Origin of the sequence: Peristeroidobacter agariperforans (assembly GCF_004138335.1) — a bacterium.
GTDB classification, from domain to species: domain Bacteria; phylum Pseudomonadota; class Gammaproteobacteria; order Steroidobacterales; family Steroidobacteraceae; genus Steroidobacter; species Steroidobacter agariperforans.
This window is the reverse complement of record NZ_RYFW01000001.1, coordinates 3,113,890-3,135,445: the sequence shown is the minus strand read 5'-3', so window position 1 is coordinate 3,135,445 and position 21,556 is coordinate 3,113,890. Positions and strand designations below refer to the sequence as shown.

At 62.2% G+C, this 21,556-nt stretch carries 19 protein-coding genes; 10 read left to right on the top strand and 9 right to left on the bottom strand.

Annotation, left to right across the window (positions count from 1 at the left end; genetic code table 11):
• Positions 1 to 2 precede the first annotated feature (2 nt).
• Positions 3 to 1,682 carry a GMC oxidoreductase gene (locus tag EK373_RS13545; protein ID WP_129643157.1) on the bottom strand — a complete coding sequence of 560 codons (1,680 nt, stop codon included), beginning with the start codon at positions 1,680 to 1,682 and terminating at the stop codon, positions 3 to 5.
• A 1-nt stretch (position 1,683) separates the two neighbouring features.
• Positions 1,684 to 2,226, bottom strand: coding sequence for a gluconate 2-dehydrogenase subunit 3 family protein (locus tag EK373_RS13540; protein WP_129643156.1), 543 nt, complete (start codon positions 2,224 to 2,226; stop codon positions 1,684 to 1,686).
• Positions 2,227 to 2,454: 228 nt separating this feature from the next.
• On the opposite strand from EK373_RS13540, the gene EK373_RS13535 reads away from it, so the two are divergent.
• Positions 2,455 to 3,879: a family 43 glycosylhydrolase gene (locus tag EK373_RS13535; protein ID WP_129643155.1), complete on the top strand. Its 1,425-nt coding sequence runs from the start codon at positions 2,455 to 2,457 to the stop codon at positions 3,877 to 3,879.
• Positions 3,880 to 3,888: 9 nt separating this feature from the next.
• Here the strand turns inward: EK373_RS13535 and EK373_RS13530 are convergent, their stop codons facing one another.
• A complete protein-coding gene (locus tag EK373_RS13530; RefSeq protein WP_129643154.1) occupies positions 3,889 to 4,404 on the bottom strand; it encodes a hypothetical protein in 516 nt (171 codons plus the stop codon).
• A gap of 389 nt (positions 4,405 to 4,793) precedes the next feature.
• On the opposite strand from EK373_RS13530, the gene EK373_RS13525 reads away from it, so the two are divergent.
• Positions 4,794 to 6,578, top strand: coding sequence for a glycosyl hydrolase family 18 protein (locus EK373_RS13525; protein WP_198683275.1), 1,785 nt, complete (start codon positions 4,794 to 4,796; stop codon positions 6,576 to 6,578).
• Positions 6,579 to 6,642: 64 nt separating this feature from the next.
• Here EK373_RS13525 and EK373_RS13520 read toward each other — a convergent pair whose 3' ends face one another.
• Positions 6,643 to 8,019: a PhoPQ-activated pathogenicity-related family protein gene (locus EK373_RS13520; RefSeq protein WP_157994354.1), complete on the bottom strand. Its 1,377-nt coding sequence runs from the start codon at positions 8,017 to 8,019 to the stop codon at positions 6,643 to 6,645.
• A gap of 145 nt (positions 8,020 to 8,164) precedes the next feature.
• On the opposite strand from EK373_RS13520, the gene EK373_RS13515 reads away from it, so the two are divergent.
• Positions 8,165 to 8,569: a c-type cytochrome gene (locus tag EK373_RS13515; RefSeq protein WP_198683274.1), complete on the top strand. Its 405-nt coding sequence runs from the start codon at positions 8,165 to 8,167 to the stop codon at positions 8,567 to 8,569.
• Positions 8,570 to 8,586: 17 nt separating this feature from the next.
• Here EK373_RS13515 and EK373_RS13510 read toward each other — a convergent pair whose 3' ends face one another.
• Positions 8,587 to 9,837 (bottom strand): DEAD/DEAH box helicase, encoded by a 1,251-nt coding sequence (locus EK373_RS13510; protein ID WP_129643150.1) that lies wholly within the window; start codon positions 9,835 to 9,837, stop codon positions 8,587 to 8,589.
• A gap of 246 nt (positions 9,838 to 10,083) precedes the next feature.
• Between EK373_RS13510 and EK373_RS13505 the strand changes: the two genes are divergently transcribed.
• On the top strand, positions 10,084 to 12,183 hold the full coding sequence (locus tag EK373_RS13505) for a PAS domain-containing hybrid sensor histidine kinase/response regulator (protein ID WP_129643149.1): 2,100 nt from the start codon (positions 10,084 to 10,086) through the stop codon (positions 12,181 to 12,183).
• A gap of 10 nt (positions 12,184 to 12,193) precedes the next feature.
• Here the strand turns inward: EK373_RS13505 and EK373_RS13500 are convergent, their stop codons facing one another.
• On the bottom strand, positions 12,194 to 12,943 hold the full coding sequence (locus tag EK373_RS13500) for a 3-keto-disaccharide hydrolase (protein ID WP_129643148.1): 750 nt from the start codon (positions 12,941 to 12,943) through the stop codon (positions 12,194 to 12,196).
• A gap of 245 nt (positions 12,944 to 13,188) precedes the next feature.
• Between EK373_RS13500 and EK373_RS13495 the strand changes: the two genes are divergently transcribed.
• The 6 genes from EK373_RS13495 to EK373_RS13470 are packed head-to-tail and all read left to right on the top strand — an operon-like array spanning position 13,189 to position 18,385.
• Entirely contained in the window at positions 13,189 to 14,211 is a 1,023-nt protein-coding gene (locus EK373_RS13495) for an AAA family ATPase (RefSeq protein ID WP_129643147.1), read from the top strand.
• 2 nt (positions 14,212 to 14,213) lie between these two features.
• Complete coding sequence (locus tag EK373_RS13490; RefSeq protein ID WP_129643146.1) at positions 14,214 to 15,068, top strand: DUF58 domain-containing protein; 855 nt, start codon at positions 14,214 to 14,216, stop codon at positions 15,066 to 15,068.
• Entirely contained in the window at positions 15,065 to 15,922 is an 858-nt protein-coding gene (locus tag EK373_RS13485; RefSeq protein WP_129643145.1) for a hypothetical protein, read from the top strand. The genes EK373_RS13490 and EK373_RS13485 overlap by 4 nt, the downstream gene beginning before the upstream one ends.
• The gene (locus EK373_RS13480) at positions 15,919 to 16,932 is read left to right on the top strand and encodes a vWA domain-containing protein (RefSeq protein ID WP_129643144.1); all 1,014 of its coding nucleotides are present in this window, start codon (positions 15,919 to 15,921) and stop codon (positions 16,930 to 16,932) included. The genes EK373_RS13485 and EK373_RS13480 overlap by 4 nt, the downstream gene beginning before the upstream one ends.
• The gene (locus tag EK373_RS13475) at positions 16,929 to 17,465 is read left to right on the top strand and encodes an MxaK protein (protein ID WP_129643143.1); all 537 of its coding nucleotides are present in this window, start codon (positions 16,929 to 16,931) and stop codon (positions 17,463 to 17,465) included. The genes EK373_RS13480 and EK373_RS13475 overlap by 4 nt, the downstream gene beginning before the upstream one ends.
• Positions 17,462 to 18,385: a VWA domain-containing protein gene (locus EK373_RS13470; protein ID WP_129643142.1), complete on the top strand. Its 924-nt coding sequence runs from the start codon at positions 17,462 to 17,464 to the stop codon at positions 18,383 to 18,385. The genes EK373_RS13475 and EK373_RS13470 overlap by 4 nt, the downstream gene beginning before the upstream one ends.
• Before the next feature lie 17 nt (positions 18,386 to 18,402).
• Here EK373_RS13470 and EK373_RS34000 read toward each other — a convergent pair whose 3' ends face one another.
• The 3 genes from EK373_RS34000 to EK373_RS13455 all read right to left on the bottom strand — a co-directional run bounded on the left by EK373_RS34000 (position 18,403) and on the right by EK373_RS13455 (position 21,498).
• On the bottom strand, positions 18,403 to 20,118 hold the full coding sequence (locus EK373_RS34000) for a methyl-accepting chemotaxis protein (protein WP_269813548.1): 1,716 nt from the start codon (positions 20,116 to 20,118) through the stop codon (positions 18,403 to 18,405).
• A gap of 149 nt (positions 20,119 to 20,267) precedes the next feature.
• Positions 20,268 to 20,942 carry an RNA polymerase sigma factor gene (locus EK373_RS13460; protein WP_129643141.1) on the bottom strand — a complete coding sequence of 225 codons (675 nt, stop codon included), beginning with the start codon at positions 20,940 to 20,942 and terminating at the stop codon, positions 20,268 to 20,270.
• A gap of 22 nt (positions 20,943 to 20,964) precedes the next feature.
• Positions 20,965 to 21,498, bottom strand: a complete 534-nt coding sequence (locus EK373_RS13455; protein ID WP_129643140.1) for a DUF4142 domain-containing protein — start codon at positions 21,496 to 21,498, stop codon at positions 20,965 to 20,967.
• Between the last annotated feature and the right edge of the window lie 58 nt (positions 21,499 to 21,556).

The following is a 21,556-nucleotide window of genomic DNA, read 5'->3' as shown; positions in this document are numbered from 1 at the left end:
CTCTAGATCTCTCCCTTCCGAAGCCGCTCTACCGCATAGGCCGAGGCGCGCGCGGTTAGCGCCATGTAAGTGAGCGACGGATTCTGAGTTGGCGACGACACCATGCATGAGCCGTCGGTGACGAACACGTTGGGGACGGCGTGCACCTGGTTGTAGTTGTTGAGTACGGAAGTCTTCGGATCGCGCCCCATGCGCGCCGTACCCATTTCGTGGATCACGCTGCCGGGAATGGTTTCGCGGTTGAAGCCCGAGACATTCTCGACATCGGCGGCTTTGAGCATCTCGACGGCATCCGCCATCATTTGCTCGCTCATGCGGCGTTCATTGTCGCGGTAGCTCATGGACACGTTGATGGTGGGCATTCCCCATGGATCCGGCCGATCCGGGTCCAGCCACACCCGGTTGTCTTTATAAGGGAGGGTCTCGCCATAGCCTTCCATGTAGACCTGCCATTGGCCGGGCCGGGTGATCTCGTTCTTGAAGCCCGCGCCAAACTCGGGGGTTTCCAGGCCGCGGCTCCAGTTCTGGCGTGAGGTGTAGACCTCGTATCCATAGCCGCGCATGAAGTTCTTCTCGCGATGAGCGACGTTGCGGAAGCGCGGGATGTACATGCTCGTCGAACGACGACCGCGGTAGTAACGATCCGCCAGTCGAGAGTACGAACCGACAGCGCCGCCGCCGTTGTGATGATCCATCAAATAATGGCCGAGCACGCCGCTGTCGTTACCGAGACCCTGGGGAAAGCGCGACGAGCGCGAGTTCAGGAGAATGGCGGTAGAGGCCAGTGTCGAAGCGCACAGGAACACCACTCGCGCGAAGTATTCGGTGGTTTGTTTCGATTGGGCGTCGACCACGCGCACACCGGTGACGCGTCGTTTCGAATCATCGTAGATCAGGGAATGAACGATGGAGTCGGGCTGCAACGTGAGTCGCCCCGTCGCCGCAGCGGCAGGCAAAGTGACGCCGTTGGATGAGAAGTAGGCGCTGAAGGGGCAGCCGCGCGCGCACTGGTTACGCCCCTGACAGGGGCCGCGACCATTGTGTTCGCGCGAGAGAACCGCGGTGGCGCTGCAAATCAGCTTGCGATCGGTGAACTTCGCAGCGAAGCGTGAGCGAATGTGCTTCTCGAACGCGTTCATCTCGAACGGCGGCTGCAGCACCTGGTCAGGCAGTTGCGGCAAGCCCGCGTTCTCGCCGCTGGCGCCGATGAATCGTTCGACGTGCTCGTACCACGGCGCGATGTCAGCGTAGCGAATCGGCCAGTCGACGCCGGTGCCTTCGCGCAGGTTCGCTTCGAAATCCAGATCGCTGTAACGAAAGACGTGGCGCGCCCACATCAGCGAGCGACCGCCGACGTGACTGCCGCGGTACCAGTTGAACGGCTGCGCCTGGGCGTAGGGGTGCTCCCGGTCATTGACGAAATGCTGCTTCGTCGACTGATCGTACAGATACAAAGTCGATTGGATCGGTTGAGCGGCGCGATCCTGCTGACTGGGCCGGTTGTAGTGAGGCAGTTGCCACGGATCCTGGAGCGCCGTGTGGTAATCGACGATGTGACGAAGATTGCGCCCGCGCTCCAGCACCAGCGTCTCGAGCCCGCGCTCGCTCAGCTCCTTCGCGGCCCAGCCGCCGGACATGCCGGAGCCCACGACGATTGCATCGAACCTGTTCGACTTGGCCATCTCAGATCGCCCATGCCTTCTGATCGGCCGCCAGCGGAATATCGCCCTGGAATCCGCCTGGCACGCGTTCATAGGCCAGCGCTTTGGTAGCGCCGATTTCGGAATGGAAGTAGCCGGTCAAGGTGTAGTCCTTGAGGATTTTGAAGAACGACTCGTCGTACGACAGCACCACATCGGACGCCGCGCGTCGCTGCAACCAGGCGAGCCGCTCCTGGCCACTCATCGCATCGAAGCCATCCGCCGCAAGCGCCGCGAGTCCCCGCCGGAATGTCGCTTGTTGTTTCGGCGAAGCGCACGCACTCAGCGCCGCGTCGACGAACTCATGCGTGCCTGCGGCAGTGGCGGCCGGGGAATCAGTTTCTGGAAGGATGAGATCTACGAGGACAGCGATGCGACCCAGCTCGGCAGCCGACAGAAAGATCGGATCACCTGCACTCGCGGCAACGGCGGATCGACTCGCGAGAAAAGTAGCGACGAGTTGAGAAAAACCCGCGTGGGCCATCAACACGGATGTCCCCTGCAGAAAGTTGCGTCGATTGATCATGGACCCTCCCCCGCCTCACTGCGCGTCCACGCAATTCAGTCACCTGCCGCTCGAATCGCTCGCCGGCGGCTTTTGCTTGTTACCGGTAACACCGGTTGGGAGGGATACTAGAGCCAAGTCGGGCGATGGAGCAAGAACTCCTGGGGTGCGTGGCGAAACTCCTGGTCCCCGTGACTCGGGGCGTCCAGTGCGGCACAATTGTCTGAGTTTATTCAATGAGCTCTCCCGATGACTTACCTCTCGCGCCGCCTGTTTCTTGGCGCAGCCACAGCTCTAGCCGCGTCCCCTATGCTTGCCCGATCAACAACTTCTGCGTCTTCCGCAGCCGCCGAAAATCCGCTCGTGCGGCAGCGGGCGGATGCGCAGGTCTTCCGTCATGACGGCAGCTACTACATGGCGGCGTCCGTTCCCGAGTACGACCGCCTGATCATTCGGCGCTCATCGACACTCGCGGGTCTGGCGACAGCGGACGAAGCAGTGGTGTGGCGGCGGCCAGCAAGCGGCCGCATGGCGGGTTACATCTGGGCGCCTGAGTTGCACCTTCTCGACGGTCGCTGGCACATCTATTTCGCGGCCGGCGATGGTGACGACAAGTTTCGCATCCGGACTTACGTGTTGCGTGCTGCGGGCTCCGACCCGATCACGTCGAAGTGGGAGTTGCTGGGCAAGCTCGAAACGCCGTGGGACACGTTCACGCTGGACTCGACCATCCTCGAGCACCGCGGCGTGAGGTACATCAGTTGGGCGCAACACGAGCCAGGCTTCGGCAACAACACGAACGTTTTTCTTGCGCCGCTCGCCACTCCTACGACGCTCGCAAAAGCGCCGGCGCGCCTTACCGCACCGACGCTCGAATGGGAAATTCAAGGCTTCAAGGTCAATGAAGGTCCGGCGTTTCTAGCGCGCAATGGACGGCTGTTCATGACTTACTCCGCGAGCGCCACCGATGCTCGTTACTGTCTGGGCCTGCTCACCGCGCCCGATGACGCGGACATCATGAACCCCACCGTGTGGACCAAATCGCAGCAGCCCGTGTTCGTCAGCTCCTCGGCCACCAGCGTATACGGCCCCGGCCACAACAGCTTCACTGTCGATGAGCAAGGTCATGACCTGCTCGTTTATCACGGACGCGATTACGAGAAGATCGTCGGCGATCCGCTCTTCGATCCGAATCGTCACACCCGCATTCAGCGGCTCTACTTCCGAGCCGACGGCACACCGGACTTCGGCATTCCAGTCGGCAATGGTCCGTTGCCCAATCGCTGGTCGCCCCTCGACCGCCCCGAGCAGTTCGTACGCGTCACCAGCGAACGGGTCACCGTCGGCACCGGCCCGGTGGAGACGACTCAGTTCAGGCAAGTGCCCAGCCGCTTGGATCCTAATCACATCTCGCTGGTACACATCGAGTCGCCCGCGAGCAAACTCGTCGTCGGCAGCGATTCAACCGTGACTCTGGCGCACGACGATGGCAGCAACGCGTTCGCTCGGCGCAGCAGCTTCGTCAAGCAGCAGGGACTCGCGGATCCGAAAGGCGTCAGCTTTGCCTCCGGCGCTTCGCCGGCGACTTACTTGCGGAACATCAGCGGCGCTTTGCGTCTCGGCAGCGTGAGCTCCGCGGCGGATCGAGTGTCAGCGACTTTCGTGGCGAGTTGATGACACTGATCAAGCGGCGGCCGCGATTGCGAGCAGCCACGCGGCGATCTCCAGAAGGAACAGGATGAGGGCGATCTGCAGTGCCACTCGCAGTCGCTGGATCACCCTCCAATTGTCGGCGCGGTCAGCTTCCATACGAAGAGCGAGCTCTCGATGCATCCGCGCCAAACTAGCGGGAGCGTCCCGGTCGACGTATGTACTCAGCAACTCCGCAGGGTCGAAGCGGAACTTGTATCTGTGAAACGGCCAGAGCATGAAAACGATGAGGACGCCGAGACCGAACAGCAATGCGATGGCGAGCCAGTCCCAGATGCCGAGCCCGTCCGACAAGGCCCGATTGCCGAACATCGAGCTCACAAATGCCGCGGCAAAGATCAAATTTCCCGACCGGGAGTTCAAGTTCTCCACCAGACCTTGCTGTTGCACGAGTCCGCGAAGCGCTTCTTTGTAAATGAACTCTAGACGCTGATCGTTGCTCGCCAACCTCTCGACGGAGTTCGTCTCCTGCATTTGCTGTTCCATCATGCGCGCGCTCCAGCATTCCTCAGCAGCGAGTTCGATGTAGCGATACAAGAAGGCCCAAGCGCGTGCAAGGCGAATCGTTCATCGAGAAGTGCCGCTCACACGCCGCTGCTCAGCGGCCCGGCACTTCGCTTGGCGTGTAATTGGTACGCAAGACAATACCTTTACAATACCAATCGTCAACCGCGATGACTCGACAGAGGGCGCATATCTGGTTATTTTTGTTCAGGTTCTATCCACTTTCAGTATCGACTTCGCCAACGCTTGCGTTCCATTTTTCATTGGTACTATATTGGACCTACGTGGTACCACTCTGGCTCGACGCCTGCGCCACGTGCGAACGGAATCCACAATGGAGCTCAGCGCTCCTGACCATCACGGAGGAATTTGCAGTGACAGCATCAATTGCACGGGTCCCCCTAGGCATCGTCGCGGTGTTTCTATGGCTGTTGTGTTCGCTCGCGATGGCGCAAGCGCAGCCATGTCCCTATCCCGCGTGGAACGGCAGCTCCATATATACAAACGGCAACCGCGTAACGTACCAAGGCGCAGCGTACGAGGCGAAATGGTGGACGCAGAACGAAATTCCTTCCCAGTCCGGCGAATGGGGAGTGTGGCGCAGGCTGCACGATTGCAGCAGCGGAGCGAATCAACCCCCGACCGCCAACGCCGGAGCGGATCGCAATGTCACTCCCGGCTCCGCCACGACACTGGCGGGCTCCGGAACGGATGCCGATGGTTCCATCGCCGGTTATCTCTGGACACAAACAGCGGGACCGGGCGTCACACTGGATGGGGCAAGCACGGCAACGGCCAGCTTCACCGCGCCGTCGTCGAATGCGACGTTGACGTTCCGTCTCAGGGTCACCGACAACCAAGGCGCGACCGCGACCGATGACGTCACGATCACTGTCACACAGACTCCCGGCAGTGGCGGCAAGCAGGTCGGTGCCTACTTCACTCAGTGGGGCATCTATCAGCGCAACTATCATGTGAAGAACATCGATACCTCCGGCGCGGCATCGCGGCTGACATTCATCAACTACGCATTCGGCAACGTCTATGACGACGGACGCTGCGGCATCGTCACCCGGGCAGAAACCGGCAACGGCGATGGCGGCGATGGTTATGCCGATTACCAGAAGTCCTACGATGCCGCCGGCTCGGTGGACGGCGTCGGCGACGTGTGGAGCCAGCCGCTGAAAGGCAACTTCAATCAGTTGAAGAAGCTCAAGGCGCGCCATCCGCAGATCAAGATGTTCATCTCGCTCGGCGGCTGGACATGGTCGAAGAACTTCAGTCGCTTCTCGCAAACCGACGCGGCACGCCAGACCCTCGTCGCCTCCTGCATCGATATTTATCTCAAAGGCAATCTGCCGGTTGCGGACGGCGCTGGAGGTCCGGGCGCAGCCGTGGGCGTATTCGACGGCATCGACATCGACTGGGAATTCCCGGGCGGTGGCGGCATGCCGTACAACACGGTGAGCCCGGCGGACAAAAGCAATTTCACGCTGCTGCTCGCCGAGTTCCGTCGTCAGCTCAATCAGCTGAGCGCGCAGACCGGACGCCAGTACTCCCTGACGGTCGCGATCGGCGCCGGTGCGGACAAGATCGACAACACGGAGCCCGCGGCGTACTCGCAGCACCTGGATTGGATCAATCTGATGAGCTACGACTATCACGGCGGGTTCGAGCCGCAGGGTCCGACGAACTTCCAGTCGAACCTGTACATGGATCCCAACAATCCAGCGACCGGCGTGGTGAAGACCTACGCCACCGAGACCGCCGTGAACAAGTTGCTCGGCGCCGGCGTGCCGGCGAGCAAGTTGGTGATCGGCATTCCATTCTATGGTCGCGGCTGGACCGGTGTTGCCAATGGCGGCACGAACGGTTTGTATCAACCCGCGAGCGGCCCCGCGTTTGGCACGTATGAAAGAGGCATCGAGGATTACAAGGTGCTCGCGCCGCGCAATGCGCCGAAGTTCTATCACCCGGTGACCAAACAGCTGTGGACTTACAACGGCACCGAGTTCTGGAGCTTCGATGATGCGACGGTGATCGCAACCAAAGCCGCGTACGTCAATAATCTGGGACTGGGCGGTTTGTTCTCATGGTCGCTGGATGGCGATGATGCCAACGCGACCTTGTTGAAGGAGACAGCGAAGGTTCGCCAGTGACGAACGACTGAGACGATCGCCAGGGGCGTCGATCTTCACGGCTCGACGCCCCCTTCCGCGGATTTCAGCACTCCGGCGTCTTATCTTCGTCGCTCCCTACCAGGCACACCGTCGTCGTCGTGGAAAAGACGGGGCTGCCCGGGTCACGGAAAGCTGTTTCGGCGAAGACTGCGAAATAGCCCTGCTCTCCACGCCGTGCCGAGCAAACATAGCCGTCGCGGGTTTTTTCGCACGGGCGCGATGACCAATGCGCCTCGCGGAAATCCCGGGTGGAGCTGCGTGCGCTCCAGACGATAACGCGTCGTGGCGGCCGATCCGGGTTCACGGTCACGATCACGTTCCGATCTCGAACTGCAATCGACCAGCCTGTGCGAGGCAAGGGCCTGCCCGCCGCAGCGTAGCGATGGACCGCGCTCAGGCCACCGATGACGCGATTGACGTCCCGCAAGCCATGGCCTTGATTGGGCACATACAGCACATGCTTGGGATCTTGCAGATCCGGCCAGTAGAACTTCAGCGCGTCGAGCGGCCAGTAGCGATCGTTCGTGCTGAGCAAGATCAACTTCGGCTGGATCAGTTGCGCGCGATAGCTGAAGGGGTCGACGATCGACAGCAACAGGCTGCCGCGCTCTGTCTCGAGCCGACGCGGCAAGTCGAGCGACGAATAATCGCTGATCTGTTCGGAGACCTCGCCCCAAGTCGCGCGCTGATATTCCATCTGCGCGCGCATGTTCAGCACGTCGATCACCATGGGTGCGACAGCCATCACGCGGCCGTCGACGGCCGCCGTCAGCCACGCGGTCCAGCCGCGTTTGGATGCTCCTGCGACGGTGAAGGATTCGAGCGTCGCGCCCCAACGCTCTTGCGTGATCGCTTGAACCGCGTCCATCGCGCGAGTCGCGCTCTTCACCATCGGCAGCAGCAAGGGCCAATCGCTTTCGCCGGTCCGTAGATACTGATCGAACGTGTAGGCGATCAACGCATCCTCTCTGCGATCGAACAGCGGCTGAAACGGCACCTGCCGCAACACCGCCACTGGCGCGTGGATCGATTCGGCAAGCCGGGCGAACAAGGCCGCTTCGCGCGGCAACTGTGTTTCCTTGCGTTCGCCTTCGTACTCGGGTTTCCAGCGCCCGCCATGGATGAACAGCAGCGCGTGCTTCGCGTCGCGCTCCATGTTCGCTGGACGCAACACGAAGAGTTGATGTTTCCAGGGAATGCCTCGCCAGGTTTGCGAGGTCAGCAAATACTCGACGTAGTCCGTCCTCCCGACCCGGCCGGATATCACTTCCCGACGCGAGAAACTCTCATCGGGACGCAGGACATACTCCATGAGCTCGCCCGGCGTGGCTCGCTCGCTCGACCACGTCGGCGCAGACGCGGCGCAGATCAGCACCGTGATGAGTAGGAAATCGCGAAGCAAGATCCTGAACCGGGCCATGGCGGCAAGTTCGGTTGCGTATGTGCGAGCTAGATCGTATCGCTGACCAGGGCGGACGGCCAGCGCGGCATGGGGGCAGTTGGAACTACTACAGCGAGCGCCACGTTGCTCCGGTACCGGCGGCGGACTCATCCGTGGAGTTGTCATGACCTCCATCACGCGTGGCGTAGTTGTTCGCGGGCTTACAGTTGCACTGGCGACTGGGATGGCGATGCCAACCCTTGCAGCCGAGGTCGCACCGGCGGCTTTCAACAATCACTGCAGAACCTGCCACTCCGTGAAGGAAGGCGACAATCGACTCGGCCCTTCGCTGCACAACATTCATGGCGCCAAAGCAGGATCGTCCTCCACCTACGCCGCCTATTCGCAGGGCTTGAAAAGCTCGGGTGTCGTCTGGGACGACGCGACCCTCGACAAGTTCATCGAGAATCCGGAGCAGCTCATCCCGAACAACAACATGAAACCCTACAAGGGCATCGGCGATGCGGCCGTGCGTAAACAGATCATCGATTTCTTGAGGAGTTCCAGCAAGTCGGCGGACGGTGCATGAGCTGATATCGAACGGCGCTAGTTCAGACCGCCGCGCTCCCGCAGTTTGTCTTTCTTGCTCTTGCGCTTTCCCTTGATCCCGCCGGTTGTGGCGCCTGAGGCGACCGGCGCCGCTGTTTCCACTGGCTCGAATCCCGCAACGATCTCGCGCGGCAGAGTCATCCGGTGCCGCTTCTCAATCAATCTGAAATGCGCCTCCGTGCTGGCGCTCACGAAGCTCACTGCCGCACCCGATTGACCGGCACGTCCGGTGCGGCCGATGCGGTGAATGTAATCGTCGGTGGACCGCGGCAGGTCGTAATTCACGACAGCAGGCAATTCCACGATGTCGATACCGCGGGCAGCCAAGTCGGTTGCAACCAGAACCTGCAGCTGCTGTGCTTTGAAATCCGCCAGTGCTTGCGTTCGTGCTCCCTGGCTCAGCTCGCCGTGAATTGCCGCAGCCTTGATTCCTGCCCTTCGCAACTTCTCCGCCACGTGCTCGGTCGAGTATTTGGTCGCGACGAACACCAATACACGACTCCAACCTTGCTCCCGAATCAGGCGAAGCAACAGCTGAGTGCGACGAGGCGCATCAACGTGGATGACGCGCTGAGCGATGTCCGGCACAGTCGCGGGTGTGGAGGGAACGTCGACTCGCAGCGGATCGCGCAGCAGCGTCTCAGCAAGAACGTTGACCGCGGGCGGAAACGTGGCGGAGAACAGCAAGTTCTGACGGCGCTCGGGCAACAAGCTCAAGACCTTGGCAAGTTCTTCGCTAAAGCCGAGGTCCAGCAAGCGATCGGCCTCGTCGAGCACCAACGTCGTAACGGACCGCAGGCTCAATGCGTTGTGCTCCACCAGATCCAGCAATCGACCGGGTGTCGCAACGACCAAGTCGGCGCCGCCGCGCAAGGCCATCATCTGGGGATTGATGGACACGCCGCCGAACACCACCGCTACTTTGACCGGCTCGGGCAAATAGCGCGCGTAGCTTTCGATCGATGCACCGACCTGTGCGGCAAGCTCGCGCGTCGGTACGAGAATCAGCGAACGAATTCGCCGCGGCGTCTCGCGCCCGGCTTCCGAATATCGCTGCAATAGTGGCAAGGCGAACGCAGCCGTTTTGCCCGAGCCCGTATGAGCGCACGCCCAGACATCCTGACCGCTCAGCACGCCGGGGATCACGGCAGCCTGGATGGGGGTCGGCGCGGTGTAATTTCTCTCTGCGACGGCGCGAACGATCGGCGGAGACAGCGCGAGCGAGACAAAGGTCGAGGATTCAGTCATTCGCCATGATCGCACGAGCGGGGACCCCTTGTGCGCACCGTCACATTTCGTACAGCTACGCGTTGACAATCCGCTCCGGGAAAATGAGACCCACGTTCCGCATTCGGCAACAGGCGCTGCGTCGCGTCACAAAGCGCCAGCCCGGCCCTGGACAGTGATAACGCTACCTTGCGATGGTCGTCCTCTGAAGAACAGGGGCGCGTTGTCTTACGCCACGGCGCCGATCGTCGCTGCAGGGTGGAGCGCATGGTTGACCAACAAACATATCTATGGAGCCTGGCCGGGCTGGCCATCGCCTTCTGCCTGCCTGTCGTCTATCTCGCCGCCCGGCTGCGCGCCGTTCAGCGCACGGGCAACGATCGCCAGTCGGGCGAACGCGCTCTGCTGCGCACGGTGATCGACAACGTCCCCGACTTCATCTATGCGAAGGATGTGAACGGCCGGTTCCTGGTAGCAAACATCGCCGTCGCCCGCAATCTTGGCATGACGCCGGACCAGTTGCTGGGCAAGCACGACTTCGACCTGTTTCCTCCCGAGGTCGCCAAGAGCTTTCACGAAGACGAGCAGGCGCTGATCCACTCCGGCCAGCCGCTGGTCGAGCGCGAGGAGATCGTGACCGATGCGGCCGGCCAGCCGCACGATTTTCTGACCAGCAAGATTCCGGTGCGCGACGCTCAGGGCCGTGTGACTGGCCTGGTCGGCATCGGCAGAGACATCACTTTAGGCAAGCGCATGGTCACCGAGATGCGCGCGGCTCGCGAGGCAGCCGAGGCTGCCAACCGCTCCAAGAGCGAGTTCCTTGCGAACATGAGCCACGAAATCCGCACGCCCATCAACGGTGTGCTCGGCATGGCGGAGTTGCTGCTCGATACATCGATGGATCACACGCAGCGCGACTACGCGCGCACCATTCACGAGAGCGGCAAAGCGTTGCTCACCGTGATCAACGACATTCTGGATTTCTCCAAGATCGAGGCCGGCAAGCTCGATCTCGAGCAGGTCGACATGGATCTGCGCAATATCGTCGAAGACGTCGGGCGGATGATTGCGTTCCAGGCGCATCGCAAGCGGCTCGAGCTGGCGCTGGATATCGATCCGGAATTGCCGGTAGCGGTCAAAGGCGATCCCGGGCGCTTGCGCCAGATCCTCACCAATCTAGGCGGCAACGCGCTGAAGTTCACGGCCGCGGGCGAGGTGGCCATCAAAGCCAACGTTCTGGAATCGGACGCCAGCGGCACGCTGGTGCGCTTCGAAGTCCGCGATACCGGCATCGGCATTCCAGCCGATCGCATCGATCGTCTGTTCCAGCCGTTCTCGCAGGTCGATGCGTCCACCACCCGTCAGTTCGGCGGCACAGGTCTGGGACTCTCCATCGTGCGTCGACTGACCGATCTGATGGGTGGCCAATGTGGTGTGAGCAGCGTGCCCGGCCGCGGTTCAACTTTCTGGTTCACCCTGCGATTTGCGCCCGCAGACCAGCAGATCCAACACCGAACCCCTGCGCCGCTCACGCTCAAGGCACGTCGCATCCTGGTGGTGGACGACAACCAGACGAACCTGAAAATTCTGGCCGGTCAGATGGCTCGCTGCGGCGTGCTGGCCACGTGCGTGTCTTCAGCTGCCAAAGCGCTCGAAACACTGCGGCTGGCAGCCGCGGCCGGGCTTCCCTACGAAGTCGCACTACTCGATCACGACATGCCCGAGATCGATGGCTCGCAGCTCGGCGCACTCATCAATGAAGATCCCGCAATCCACTCCACGCGCGTGGTGCTACTCACCTCCTCTGGCCAGCCTGGGGACAGCTCGCACTTCTCGCGCATAGGATTCGCCGGTTATCTGCTCAAGCCCGTCAGCCACGGCGATCTGGTGGATACGTTGATGATGGTGCTCGGCGCCGCGCCCGACGATCGAAACGCCCCCAAGCCTCCGATCGTGACTCAGCACGAATTGCTGGCGATGCGCGCCCGGGAGAAACGCACCCGGGTGCTGCTCGCCGAAGACAACCTCGTCAATCAGAAAGTCGGCGTCAAATTGCTCGAGAAAATCGGCTGTACGGTCGAAGTTGCCGCCAACGGCAAAGAGGCGGTCCGCGCCTGGGAGAACGGCCACTTCGATGTCATCCTGATGGACTGCCAGATGCCCGAACTGGACGGCTACCAGGCGACCCAACAGATCCGCGCTCGTGAATCGGCATCCCACCGCACTCCGATCATTGCGCTCACGGCGCACGCCATGAAGGGCGCCGATGAGGAATGCCGTGCGGCGGGCATGAACGACTACATCACCAAGCCTATCGATAGCGAACTGTTGAGAGCCTGCATCGCTCGGCACACCGGGAAAAGCTGAAACACGAACGTCACAGCTTCCGCAGCCAGATATTCCGGAAGCGGACCTCGTGCGAATGATCCTGCAGGCGGATCGGCAGGTTGCCGTGAGCTTTGTAGATTGGCGCACCGATGTAAGCGGTAGCGCCTTTCAGTACGGCGTTGTTCTGTATCAGCACGCCGTTGTGGAGCACCGTCATGCGCGCCGGCGACTTCACCGCACCGTCCGGCGCAAAACGCGGCGCCGTGAAAATGATGTCATAGGTCTGCCACTGACCTGCCGGCAGGGTTGCATTCACCAGCGGCGGATGTTGTTTGTAGATGGCGCCTGCCTGGCCATTGACATAGGTTTTGTTCTGGTACGAATCGAGCACTTGTACTTCGTACACGTCCTGCAGGAACACTCCGCTGTTGGCGCGATCTTGATCGACTTTGTCCGCCGGCAATTGCGGCGCGTACCATTCGACGTGCAGCTGCACGTCGCCAAAGCTGGCGCGAGTTTGGATGTCGCCGGTCCCCGGCGCGACCACGAGCTCGCCCTGCTCCACGCGCCACTTGGCCGGTCCGCCATCCTTCTCGCTTTTCCAGGCATTCAGATTCTTGCCATCGAACAACACGACAGCGTCCGAAGGCGGAGCGCCGACAGTCGCCCCCGGCGTCACCTTGACCGGCACCGGCGACCACACTTCGGTGGCTTTCGGGTCCCCGGCAGGCGCGTTCGCCGCCTGTGCGCCCAGTGCCAACGAGCTCGCGAGCAATGCCAAGAGTCCTGGTCGAAACATCGGCCCTCCGACGAAAAAAAGATCGGGCGCTGAGACGCCGCTGCCGTTTTTTACCACAGGTGGCAAATCGCCGCGAAAGTCACCAGACTAGTAAAACAGCGACGTGGGCATCCTGCCACTCGCGCTGTGGCGCAGGGGGAAAAAAGGCGCGACTTTTCCCCCTGCGCTCGCCGCCTGTGGCGGCGGGCACATCCCTGTGCCTGGGGTGGCACGTGTCGCAGGTCGGTAGAGCGAGGGCCGGTCCGATGGCTTCCGACGAACAGCTGCAGGATTGGCGGGATCGGGCGTTACAGGTCGAGGAGGAAGTCGGCAAGGCCATCATCGGCCAGCGCGACACCATCCGACTGATCAACGTGGCGCTGTTCGCTCGCGGGCACGTGCTGCTCGAAGGCGATGTCGGCGTCGGCAAGACGACCATTCTGCGCGCGTTTTCTCGCGCGATCGGCGGAGATTTCGAGCGCGTCGAGGGCACCGTCGATCTGATGCCGGGCGACCTCATCTATCACACCTACGTCGACGCCGAAGGCAAGCCGAGGATCGAGGCCGGCCCGCTGCTCCGACACGGCGAGCGGCTCGCGACATTCTTCTTCAACGAGATCAACCGCGCGCGCCCCCAGGTTCAATCGTTGCTGCTGCGGGCGATGGCCGAGCGCACCGTCTCGGCATTCAATCGCGAGTATCGGTTCCCGCACATGATCGTGTTCGCCGACCGCAACCGGGTCGAGAAAGAAGAAACGTTCGAGCTCGCCTCCGCGGCGCGCGACCGTTTCATGTTCGAGCTGCGTATGCCCACGCCCGTCGCGCCGGAAATACGCAGGGCGCTGGTGTTCGACCCTGACTTTCACGATGTCGATCAGCTGATCGAACGTGTCGCGCCCGCCATTCTGCCCTGGCAGCAGCTCAATGAGATCGGCGCGGCAATCCAGCGCAGTATCCACGCGAGCGAGGTGCTGGAGCGCTACGTCCTGGATTTATGGGATGCGAGCCAGGCCCCGGAGCGCTTTGGCGTACGCTTGGACGGCGTCGACATGAGCAAACTGATTCTCGCGGGCGTCAGCCCGCGAGGCATGATGTCTCTGACTCGCGCCGCGCGTGTCGTCGCCTGGCTCGCCGGCCGGACTCACATCACTCCAGCAGACATCCACGCCGTCGCTCCCTGGACGCTCGGCCATCGAGTGTTCTTCACGCCGGTCTACGAACTGCGGCGTACGCAACTCGCCACGGCGCTCATCGAACAAATTCTGGAACACGTCCCAACGCCGCGCTGACGATGAGCACCTCACGCGAGTTTCACTACAGGTTGCCCCGCCGCTCCGGCGGCTGGCGACCTGGCTCGCACCCCGGTTCGAGCCTCGGCGCCGGCCAGGAATTCGTATCGCACGTGAGCCTCTACGACCGGCCGGATCCGCGCCGGTTGGATCTTCGCGCCAGCCTGCGCGAGGTTCGAGGAGATTGGCTGGTTCGCGTCAACCGCCAGCGGGTCAGTGTGCCGGTCCATGTCATCGCCGATGTTTCGACATCGATGAGCTTTGGCCTTCCCAAGTCGAAGCTGCACATCGTCGCGGATTTTGTGACAGCGCTCGGGCACAGCGCCTTTCGCGTCGGCGATGCGCTGGGCATGTTCGCCTTCGACGCGCACGAGCGCCCCGACCTGTTCGTACCGGCGCTGTTGAGCCGTGGCGTCGGTGACGTGATGGCTTCGATGCTGACAAACTGCACGGGCGCGGCCGGCAGCGGCGAGGGATTGGAAGAAGCCGTTTTGCACCTGGCCGGACGCCCCGGCTTGATCTTCATCGCATCCGACTTCCATTGGCCGCTGGATCGATTGGATGGCGTGCTCGATCTGCTCACGCACGCCTACGTCGTGCCGCTCGTCATCTGGGATCCGGCCGAGATGCAGCCCCCGAAGCGTGACGGGCTCATGCCTTTGCGAGACCTGGAATCTGGTCGTCGCAGCACCGTCTGGTTGCGGCCAGGCATGCGTGCGCGTTGGCACGAAGCCGTGCAACGCCGACGCGCCGAGTTGAGTGCGATATTCAGTGCTCGTGGCATTCGACCTTTCTATATCAGCGGCGAGTTCGACAACGAGGCGCTATCGCACTACTTCTTCGAGGTCACGGCATGAGTGTCAGAACGGGACTCGCCCTGCTGGCGCTCATGGCCCTGACCGATGCGCTCGCCGCTCAGCATTCATCGCCCGCCATCGTCGAACAGCCTCGAGCGTTCGGGTACGTGATCGGAGATGTGATCATGCAGCGCGTGCTGCTGACGAACTCGCGCGGCGATTTCAAGCCCACCGCGATGCCCCCGGTACAACGCGTGAATATCTGGCTCGAGCGGCGAGCGTCCAGAATCGAAAAGACGTCGGATGGGCGTCATTGGCTGGTTGTCGATTATCAGTTGATCAACGCGCCGCCGGCTCTCACCACCGTACAGCTGCCCGCCTGGGCGATCGTGGACCAGGCGCACGGCGAGCGGATCGAGATTCCATCCGCACCGATCAGCGTCGCCCCGCTGATTTCCCATGCTTCCAGCGCCGATCAGCTCCGGCCGGATCGCGAGCCATCGATCATCGATACTGCCCCGGCACGCGCGCGCCTATGGCTCTGGTCGATCGCGTTGGGTGTGACATTGGCAGCGTGGCTTGCCTGGCTGCAATGGCGCAACTGGCGGGACAGTCATAACCAACCGTTCGCCCGAGCCCTCCACCACTTGCGTCACATCGACGAGACGGCGCCGGAGGCATGGCAAGCCGTGCATCGCGCCTTCGATCAGACGGCCGGCCGTGTGCTGCAAACAGAAACGTTGCCGACGTTGTTTGAACGCGCCCCGCATCTGCAGCCGCAGCGTGCGGAGATCGAACGCTTCTTCGCCCAATCGAACGAGCGATTCTTCGGCGCCGGCTCGCCGGGCAATCTGCTGTCGGTGCGCGCACTCTGCCGTGAGCTGCGCCGAATCGAAAGGCGGCACGAGCAATGAGCAGCTCGATCGCCTTCGAGCATCCCTGGGCGCTGGCACTCCTGCCGCTTGCACTGCTGCCCTTGTTACGCAGGCGCCGTGACACACTCGCGTTTCCGTCCCTCGCCTGGCTGCCGCCCGATCGTGTCGGTCAAATCATCGGCTGGCTGTGGCCCGTGTTCGCGGTCCTCGCTCTGGCGAGCAGCATACTGGCGCTCGCTCAGCCGGGACGCCCGCAGACACAAGTTCAGCGGACTGGCAAAGGCGCGGAGATCCTCGTGCTCCTGGATCGGAGTCGCAGCATGGACGATCGGATGCTGCCGGCAAACTGGCGAGAGATCGATCCGGCCAACTTGCTGTATCACCTCGCAAAGGGCCCGCAAAAGGCCCAGGTGGCACGTGAGCTCTTGTCACAGTTCGTCAGCCGACGTCCCGACGATCGTTTCTCACTGATGTATTTCAGCAATCGACCGCTGGGTGTCGTGCCGTTCACCCAGCACGATGCGGTCATGCAAGCAGGCATTGCGGCCGGCGCCATTGGCCGTGGGTTGGCCGATACGGAAGTGGGTCGCGGACTCATCGCCGCCATCGCCCAATTCGACCAACGCGCTTACTCGGGCAGTCGCATCATGTTGTTGGTGTCGGACGGCGGCGCGCATCTGGACGCTGAGACCATGCAGCGGATCCGCTTCGGGCTCGCGCGCAATCGTATCGCGCTCTACTGGATCTATCTGCGCTCCTACAACAGCGCCAAACTCGATTCGACCGAGCCGCGTTGGGAGAACGCCCCCGAGATGGCCCTGCACCGCTTCTTCCGGACGTTACAAACACCGTATCGCGTGTATCAGGCCGAAGATCCTGGGGAGCTCTCGCGAGCAGTCGCCGACGTCGAGCGGCAACAGAACCTGCCGTTGGACTTTTTGGAGCAGATTCCGCGCCAGGACTATAGCCGTGTGTTTCTCGCCGTTGCCGCGTTCTCGTGCGCGATGCTGCTGTTGTATCGATCCATGTTACTGCGGAGCCTGCCATGAAACGATCGATCGTTCACGGCGCGTTCGCCGCAGTCGCGCTCGCGTGCGGAAGCCTGGCCGCCCATCACGCGCTTCGCCTCGACCGGATCAAACGCACGAACGCGGCGATCACGAGCGCGCGCGTTTCGGATTTCGAAGCATCGGTTCCGGAAGCCCGCTTTGCGCGTGCGCTTGCCTTTGCCCGCGCCGGTGAGTCCGAGGCAGCGGTAAAAGCATACAAAGCGCTGATCGAGGGCGACCGCCGCGATCTGGGTCGGGCTGCGGCCTATAATCTGGGCAACCTGTACATGCGCGATGCGCTGGCGAATGGCGCCAGCGAAGCGTTCAGATCGCTGCCCCTCATCGAGCTCGCGAAACAGCGTTATCGAGACGTCTTGCGCAACGAGCCGGCGCACTGGGATGCCCGATACAACCTTTCGCGCGCGCTGCAGCTGGCGCCGGAACTCGAGCAGCAGATCGAAGAGAAGGAAGAGCCGCCGGAGAGGGAGCAAAGCACGAGCACCCTGCAAGGGGTGAGGATCGACCTTCCATGAGATCGCTGCGCCTGTCAGTAGACAAGGATTCAAGGACCATCGCGCTCGCGCTAGTGCTACTGCTGGCGGCGATCGTCATTCCGCCCGTCGACCTGCCGCACGATACCTACGATTACCTGCTGGTCTTCGATATCAGCCAGAGCATGAACGTCGAAGACTACGAGCTCGACGGAGCGCCGGTCAGCCGCCTTGCCTTTGCACACGAGTCTGCTCGCCGCATGTTGCGAGCAATGCCGTGCGGCTCTCGCGTCGGCTGGGCTGCATTCACCGGATATCGAACCATCCCGCTGCTCGCGCCCGTCGAAGTCTGCGCGTACTACAACGATTTGCTGGCCTCGCTCGAACAGATCGATGGCCGCATGCGCTGGTCCAATGCGAGCGAGATCACCAAGGGCGTGTACTGGTCGGTGCTGGCCGCGCAAGAAACCCAGCTGGCTGCGGACACTCATCCCGACATCGTCTTCATCAGCGACGGCCAGGAAGCGCCGCTGCTCGATCCGGCTTATCCGCCCCGTGTGTTAGAGGATCTGCAGAAACATTCGATCCGCGGCTGGCTCATCGGCGCGGGCGCCGACGCACCCAGCCCGATCCCGAGAATCGATGAGGAGGGACACCGGCAGGGTTTCTGGCGCGCCGACGAGGTCATCCAGCCGACCGCCTTCGGCGATAACAACGCGCCTCCCATCGAACATCTGTCCGGGCTTCGCGAGCCGCACCTGCGAGCGCTCGCGGACCAGGTCGGCTTCAACTACGCGCGCCTGACTGGCCCTGCATCGCTGAGTGAAACCCTGCGCGATCAGCGCTATGCACGGCGCCGGCCAACGCCGACCGATCTGTTCTGGCTGCCCGCGTCCATCGCGGTGTTATTGCTGGCGATGCGCTTCCGGCCGGATTCGAAAGCCGAACCCTTCAATCGCTAAAAGCGCCGAAGCGGGCGTCAGGCTGCGACATCGAATTCGACTGACGACGTTCTGGATGCGCTGCCAATACTCCTGTTCGAGTGAACGCGTTCCAACTGCGCATGCTCGTCCGAGTCGGAGAGCTGGAACACCGCGACCGCGGCGACCAGTTCGCGGCCCTGCTGTTCGAGCATCTCGGCGGCAGCCGCCGATTGCTCGACCAGCGCCGCGTTCTGCTGCGTGACGCTATCCATCTGGGCAACGGCATGGCTGATCTGAGTCACTCCCGAGCTCTGTTCGGAGCTGGCAGCGCTGATCTCACCGGTGATGTCGGTAACCCGCTTGATGGCGGCCAGCAGCTCCGTCATGGTCGCGCCGGCCTGATCGACGAATGCGCTGCCCTGCTCGACGCGCCCCACGCTGTCGAGAATGAGCGTTCGGATCTGCTTGGCCGCGTCGGCGCTGCGCTGAGCCAGCTGGCGAACCTCGGCCGCTACGACGGCGAAGCCGCGACCTTGCTCTCCCGCGCGTGCCGCTTCGACGGCTGCGTTCAGCGCCAGCAGGTTTGTTTGGAAGGCGATGCTGTCGATCACGCCGATAATATCGGCGATCTTGTGCGAGCTCTCGGTGATCCCTTGCATCGTCTCCACGACCTTGCCGACCACCTCGCCGCCGCGAGCAGCAATCGTGCTCGCGCCACGAGTGAGCTGATCCGCCTGCGTGGCATTGTCGGAGTTGCGATGAACGGTGGCGCTGAGCTCTTCCATGGAGGAGGCAGTCTGCTCGAGCGCGCTCGCCTGCTCTTGCGTGCGCGCGCTCAGATCTGCATTCCCCTGCGCAATGTGGCCGCACGCCACGGCGACTGAATCCGCATTTTTCCGAACATTGGACACGACGCTCACGAGCCGCGCTCGCATGTCGGCCATCGCACCGAGCAGCGCTGCGACCTCGCGCGGCCCGCTCGGGGCGACCTGAATATTCAGACGCCCGGCCGCAATCGCGCCGGAGACACGCACCGCCTCGGTGAGCGACCTCGCGAGCTGACGATAGGCGAGCCAAAGCGAAGTCACGAGCAGCACCACCGTCGCCAATGCGATCGCCACCAGCATCGTGTACCAGAACGTCTTGTTGTTTTCAGCCGCTTCGATCGAGCCCTGCGTGCGCCGATCCACGGCGTCGAAGAACTCGTTGACCGGCTCCATGATCTTCGCTTTGAACTTGTGATAGTTCTCGTCGTGCATCAGCGCCTGAGCGTTGGCGCGATCGGCAGGGTTACCGCCCTCGAGCGCACTCATCGCGAGCGTTTCGGTGCGCACCAGATCGTTCGAGTTGCGCTCGGCCTCGGCGAGCTTGGCGAACTCCTCGGTGGTGAATCCGGCGCGCTTCATCAGATCGGTCAACGCCATTGCAGGCTCTTCGCCGCGCGCCGGGCGAATATCCGCCGCGCGGAAGTCCCAATAAACCTTGTGATACTGAGCCGGGCGAGGCACCTTGCCGGCGCGAATATCGAGGACTTCCTGATACTGATCCTTCCACTTGCGCTCGCCGGAAACGACATACGTACGTGCGAGCCGGGTCAGATCGTCCGAGCTTTGGCGCATTTCGTCCGCGAGCAGGTACGAGTTGTATCTCACTTCGTACGCGGCCGCGACGCCGGCGGTGGCAGCGCCCAAGCGCTGAATGCAGAAGCCGAGCGCGAGCATCGCGAAGGCTGTGCCGATCATCATGATCAGCATCATTTGCTTGAGGCTCATTCGCTGAGGATCTGGCGCGGTCGAAGCTCTTTGATTCACGGCTGCACGGTCGTCAATGGTCTACCTGGAATTTGACGGCATCGCGGCCAGAAACTTGATTGGCTGCAGCACGCGCAGCAGCTCAGGGATCGCCTCATCCCGCAGTAGTCTTATAAACGAGCGAAGACTCGGGCGATCACGCCATCACAATGCTTACCGCCGAATTCGAACAGGTCTCGCTCGGCCAGATCGATTTCCTGCGCCAGCGAGTCGCGCAACAGACTGCGTGCACGGAAGTGGCGGCTGCGCACGGTGTCTTCAGGAATGCCGAGAATCTGTGCCGTGTCCTGGACGCTGAGCTCTTCGACAGAGCGCATCACGAAGACCAAACGGAACGGCTCCGGCAGCTCATCGAGCTTGTGTTCGAGCAGATCCCGAATCTGCGCCCGACCGGTCGCCTGGTCGGGCCGCTCCAAATCCTGTGCGGGCACGATATCGACCTCGGGTCGGTTGGTTGAGCTGACCATGGGAACCACGTTCTGGCGGCGGTTGTGACGGCGCAAGCGCCCCGAGCATTCATTCAGAACCAGACGCGACAGCCAGGTGGACAGTGCCGCGTCCCCGCGGAACTGCCGCAACGACCGATAAGCCGACAGATATGCATCCTGCAGCACATCGTCTGCTTCGGCGGCATCTTTGAGCACAGCCCTCGCGAGTCGATAAAGACGACGGTTGTAGCGACGCATCAGCCGCTCGAAGGCGACCTGGTCGCCTGCGGCGATCCGACGCGCTATCGACAGGTCATCCTCTTCCGTCGGCAGCGAGGGTGCGATATCGGTCGTCATGGACTATCCACCGTGGCGGCGATCAGCTTCCGACCTTACCCAATGAAGCCTGCAAGTGCTTCGCATGTTCCCGATGCGCGACGAACGCGGGACGCACCTTGACGAGCAGTGCTTTCAACTCGGCGTTCTGCGCGCTGGGAATCAGTGTCTGGTCGAGCGCGTCCAGCACGGCCTGATGATAAGTGACTTCATGGTCGATGTAGGCTTTGTCGAACGCGGCGCCACTCAGCTTTTTCAGCGCCGCAAGATTGGCATCGCCGCCCTTCTGCAGACTCTTGCTGGTGTCGTTCGGCTCCGGCGTGACCTGAAGTTTCCTGACCAGCTCGACGGCGGATTGATTCACGCCGCCATGATCCATGACCATGCGTTGCGCAAAGGCTTTGACGTCCTTGGATTGAGTGCGGGCTTCGGCCAGCTTGCCCGCGTCGATATCGACCTGGTTCGCAGTCACCACGATGTCGGCAATCTGCGCATCCGACGGACCGGCATTCGCCGCTCCGGCGTCGCACGCAACGAGCGCCAGCGTCGCACCGAGCGCAGTAAGCCAGTTGTTCATTTCATCGCTCCTGAGTTGAGGGGCCGTACATGACATTCGATGTCACGGGTCGGCGCCC